This window comes from Plantactinospora alkalitolerans, from assembly GCF_015690345.1.
Classification (GTDB): Bacteria; Actinomycetota; Actinomycetes; order Mycobacteriales; family Micromonosporaceae; genus Plantactinospora; species Plantactinospora alkalitolerans.
On sequence record NZ_JADPUN010000385.1, the window covers coordinates 1 to 5,308 of the forward strand.

Here is a 5,308-nt window from a genome sequence, read left to right on the forward strand (position 1 = left end):
TCGGTGTGTGTTTGTTCTTTGAGAACTCAACAGGGTGCTTGATAAGCCAGTGCCAAAATGATTGTTTTGGCAGCAAGTGTTTTTATTGTTGCCGGGTTGATTTTCCAAGTTTTTGTTGGAGAGTTTGATCCTGGCTCAGGACGAACGCTGGCGGCGTGCTTAACACATGCAAGTCGAGCGGAAAGGCCCTTCGGGGTACTCGAGCGGCGAACGGGTGAGTAACACGTGAGTAACCTGCCCCAGGCTTTGGGATAACCCCGGGAAACCGGGGCTAATACCGAATATGACTTTTGGTCGCATGACCGGGAGTGGAAAGTTTTTCGGCTTGGGATGGGCTCGCGGCCTATCAGCTTGTTGGTGGGGTGATGGCCTACCAAGGCGACGACGGGTAGCCGGCCTGAGAGGGCGACCGGCCACACTGGGACTGAGACACGGCCCAGACTCCTACGGGAGGCAGCAGTGGGGAATATTGCACAATGGGCGGAAGCCTGATGCAGCGACGCCGCGTGAGGGATGACGGCCTTCGGGTTGTAAACCTCTTTCAGCAGGGACGAAGCGCAAGTGACGGTACCTGCAGAAGAAGCGCCGGCCAACTACGTGCCAGCAGCCGCGGTAAGACGTAGGGCGCGAGCGTTGTCCGGATTTATTGGGCGTAAAGAGCTCGTAGGCGGCTTGTCGCGTCGACTGTGAAAACCCACAGCTCAACTGTGGGCTTGCAGCCGATACGGGCAGGCTAGAATTCGGTAGGGGAGACTGGAATTCCTGGTGTAGCGGTGAAATGCGCAGATATCAGGAGGAACACCGGTGGCGAAGGCGGGTCTCTGGGCCGATATTGACGCTGAGGAGCGAAAGCGTGGGGAGCGAACAGGATTAGATACCCTGGTAGTCCACGCTGTAAACGTTGGGCGCTAGGTGTGGGGGACCTCTCCGGTTCTCTGTGCCGCAGCTAACGCATTAAGCGCCCCGCCTGGGGAGTACGGCCGCAAGGCTAAAACTCAAAGGAATTGACGGGGGCCCGCACAAGCGGCGGAGCATGCGGATTAATTCGATGCAACGCGAAGAACCTTACCTGGGTTTGACATGGCCGCAAAACCTGCAGAGATGTGGGGTCCTTCGGGGGCGGTCACAGGTGGTGCATGGCTGTCGTCAGCTCGTGTCGTGAGATGTTGGGTTAAGTCCCGCAACGAGCGCAACCCTTGTTCGATGTTGCCAGCGCGTTATGGCGGGGACTCATCGAAGACTGCCGGGGTCAACTCGGAGGAAGGTGGGGATGACGTCAAGTCATCATGCCCCTTATGTCCAGGGCTTCACGCATGCTACAATGGCCGGTACAATGGGCTGCGATACCGTGAGGTGGAGCGAATCCCAAAAAGCCGGTCTCAGTTCGGATCGGGGTCTGCAACTCGACCCCGTGAAGTCGGAGTCGCTAGTAATCGCAGATCAGCAACGCTGCGGTGAATACGTTCCCGGGCCTTGTACACACCGCCCGTCACGTCACGAAAGTCGGCAACACCCGAAGCCCATGGCCTAACCGGTTTTCCGGAGGGAGTGGTCGAAGGTGGGGCTGGCGATTGGGACGAAGTCGTAACAAGGTAGCCGTACCGGAAGGTGCGGCTGGATCACCTCCTTTCTAAGGAGCACCTCCCGGCGAAGGTCGGGTAGGAGCCCGCGGCCCGCGTATGTCGGGTCGGGGTGCTCGATGGCGGAGACACTGGCGAGTTGGTGACCGGCAACGGTCCTGTCCTTCTAGTACTGCCTCTTCGGGGGTGTGGAGGGTGGGGTGGGGTGCGGCTGGTGACCGATGTAGAGCATCCTGTTGGGTCCTGAGAGAACAAACCACGGTCTGTGGACCGGTTGGGGTTGTTGTCTTGGGTTGCCAGGCATGACCTGGTCCCGCATACCAGACCTGTTCGGGGTTGTTGGTGTGGGGTCGTGGGTTGTGGGTTGGTCGTTTGTTGAGAATTACACAGTGGACGCGAGCATCTTTGTGGTCAAGTTGTCAAGGGCGAACGGTGGATGCCTTGGCACTAGGAGCCGATGAAGGACGTGGGAGGCCGCGATAGGCCTGGGGGAGCTGTCAACCAAGCTGTGATCCCAGGGTGTCCGAATGGGGTAACCCGGCATCAGTCATGTGATGTCACCCGCACCTGAATTCATAGGGTGTGTGGAGGGAACGCGGGGAAGTGAAACATCTCAGTACCCGCAGGAAGAGAAAACAACAGTGATTCCGTGAGTAGTGGCGAGCGAAAGCGGATTGAGGCTAAACCGGTTGCGTGTGATACCTGTCAGGGGTTGCGTGGTCGGGGTTGTGGGACCTCATGACATGAGCTGACACTTGTGTGGAGAGTTATAAAACCAGTTGCTAGCCGAATGGTGTGGAAAAGCCAACCGTAGTCGGTGACAGTCCGGTAGGTGAAAGTGGCTGGTCTCTTTTGTGGGTGTTCCCGAGTAGCGGCGGACTCCTGTAATCTGCCGTGAATCTGCCAGGACCACCTGGTAAGCCTAAATACTTCCTAGTGACCGATAGCGGACGAGTACCGTGAGGGAATGGTGAAAAGTACCCCGGGAGGGGAGTGAAATAGTACCTGAAACCGTTCGCCTACAATCCGTCGGAGCCTTTAGGGGTGACGGCGTGCCTTTTGAAGAATGAGCCTGCGAGTTAGTGGCACGTGGCGAGGTTAACCCGTGTGGGGTAGCCGTAGCGAAAGCGAGTCTTAATAGGGCGTGTAGTCGCGTGTTCTAGACCCGAAGCGGAGTGATCTAGCCATGGGCAGGCTGAAGCGTGGGTAAGACCGCGTGGAGGGCCGAACCCACCAACGTTGAAAAGTTGGGGGATGACCTGTGGTTAGGGGTGAAAGGCCAATCAAACTCCGTGATAGCTGGTTCTCCCCGAAATGCATTTAGGTGCAGCGTCGCGTGTTTCTTGCCGGAGGTAGAGCACTGGATGGTCTAGGGGCCCTACAAGGTTACTGAAATCAGCCAAACTCCGAATGCCGGTAAGTGAGAGCGCGGCAGTGAGACTGCGGGGGATAAGCTTCGTAGTCGAGAGGGAAACAGCCCAGATCACCAGCTAAGGCCCCTAAGCGTGTGCTAAGTGGAAAAGGATGTGGGGTCGCACAGACAACCAGGAGGTTGGCTTAGAAGCAGCCACCCTTTAAAGAGTGCGTAATAGCTCACTGGTCAAGTGGTTCCGCGCCGACAATGTAGCGGGGCTCAAGTACACCGCCGAAGCTGTGGCATTCACATAGTAACTTCGCTGGAATCCTTGTGGTTTCGGTGCAGGTGTGTGGATGGGTAGGGGAGCGTCGTGCCGCGAGTGAAGCAGCAGGGTGACCTAGTTGTGGACGCGGCACGAGTGAGAATGCAGGCATGAGTAGCGAAAGAAGGGTGAGAAACCCTTCCGCCGGATGACCAAGGGTTCCAGGGCCAGGTTAATCCGCCCTGGGTGAGTCGGGACCTAAGGCGAGGCCGAGAGGCGTAGTCGATGGACAACGGGTTGATATTCCCGTACCCGTGTAGGAGCGCCCGTGATGAACCTCGTTGTGCTAACCACCCGAACTTGGTGAGGTCTTCGGACTGATCTGAGGGAGCGTGGGAACCTGGCGGGTAGTAGTCAAGCGATGGGGTGACGCAGGAAGGTAGCTGAGCCCGGCCGGTGGTTGTGCCGGGGTAAGCGTGTAGGCCGGTGTGTAGGCAAATCCGCACACCATGTGGCTGAGACGTGATGCCGAGCCGATTCAGGTGAAGTCAGTGATCCTATGCTGCCGAGAAAAGCCTCTAGCGAGTTCCGAGCGGCCCGTACCCCAAACCGACACAGGTGGTCAGGTAGAGAATACCGAGGCGATCGGGTGAACTGTGGTTAAGGAACTCGGCAAATTGCCCCCGTAACTTAGGGAGAAGGGGGGCCGGAGACGTGAAGGGACTTGCTCCTGGAGCGTTGTATGGCCGCAGAGAGCAGGGGGAAGCGACTGTTTACTAAAAACACAGGTCCATGCGAAGAAGTAATTCGATGTATATGGACTGACGCCTGCCCGGTGCTGGAACGTTAAGGGGACCGGTTAGTCTTTCGGGGCGAAGCTGAGAACTTAAGCGCCAGTAAACGGCGGTGGTAACTATAACCATCCTAAGGTAGCGAAATTCCTTGTCGGGTAAGTTCCGACCTGCACGAATGGCGTAACGACTTCCCCACTGTCTCAACCACAGGCCCGGCGAAATTGCAGTACGAGTAAAGATGCTCGTTACGCGCGGCAGGACGGAAAGACCCCGGGACCTTTACTATAGCTTGACATTGGTACTTGAATTAGCTTGTGTAGGATAGGTGGGAGCCGGTGAAGTCCATACGCCAGTATGGGTGGAGGCAATCTTGAAATACCACTCTGGTTGGTTTGGGTATCTAACTTCGGGCCCTTATCGGGTTCAGGGACAGTGTCTGGTGGGTAGTTTAACTGGGGCGGTTGCCTCCTAAAATGTAACGGAGGCGCCCAAAGGTTCCCTCAGCCTGGTTGGCAATCAGGTGTTGAGTGTAAGTGTATAAGGGAGCTTGACTGTGAGACTGACGGGTCGAGCAGGGACGAAAGTCGGGACTAGTGATCCGGCACTTGCGTGTGGAAGCGGTGTCGCTCAACGGATAAAAGGTACCCCGGGGATAACAGGCTGATCTTCCCCAAGAGTCCATATCGACGGGATGGTTTGGCACCTCGATGTCGGCTCGTCGCATCCTGGGGCTGTAGCAGGTCCCAAGGGTTGGGCTGTTCGCCCATTAAAGCGGTACGCGAGCTGGGTTTAGAACGTCGTGAGACAGTTCGGTCCCTATCCGCCGTGCGCGTAGGATACTTGAGAAGGGCTGTCCCTAGTACGAGAGGACCGGGACGGACGAACCTCTGGTGTGCCAGTTGTCCCGCCAGGGGCATGGCTGGTTGGCTACGTTCGGAAGGGATAACCGCTGAAAGCATCTAAGCGGGAAGCCTGCTTCAAGATGAGGTATCCCACCCCTGTAAAGGGGGTAAGGCCCCCAGATAGACGACTGGGTTGATAGGCCGGAGATGTAAGCCAGGTAACTGGTTCAGTTGACCGGTACTAATAGGCCGAGGACTTGACTACAAAGCTGCTACGCGTCCACTGTGTGATTCACAGCAAACGAACAACAGACCCGTGGTGTGGGTGTTGTTTGATTTGTTGATAGAGTTACGGCGGTTATGGCGGAGGGGAAACGCCCGGTAACATTCCGAACCCGGAAGCTAAGCCCTCCAGCGCTGATGGTACTGCACTCGGGAGGGTGTGGGAGAGTAAGACGCCGCCGGACATCTTC

At 57.1% G+C, this 5,308-nt stretch carries 3 rRNA genes; all 3 read left to right on the forward strand.

Annotation, left to right across the window (positions count from 1 at the left end):
* Positions 1-112 precede the first annotated feature (112 nt).
* The 3 genes from I0C86_RS38675 to rrf all read left to right on the forward strand — a co-directional run bounded on the left by I0C86_RS38675 (position 113) and on the right by rrf (position 5,302).
* Positions 113-1,630 (forward strand): 16S ribosomal RNA (locus I0C86_RS38675).
* Between the two features lie 359 nt (positions 1,631-1,989).
* Positions 1,990-5,100: ribosomal RNA gene (locus I0C86_RS38680) — 23S ribosomal RNA — on the forward strand.
* An 85-nt stretch (positions 5,101-5,185) separates the two neighbouring features.
* Positions 5,186-5,302: ribosomal RNA gene (gene rrf / locus I0C86_RS38685) — 5S ribosomal RNA — on the forward strand.
* The 16S, 23S and 5S rRNA genes sit together here, the layout of an rRNA operon.
* Positions 5,303-5,308: the final 6 nt, after the last annotated feature.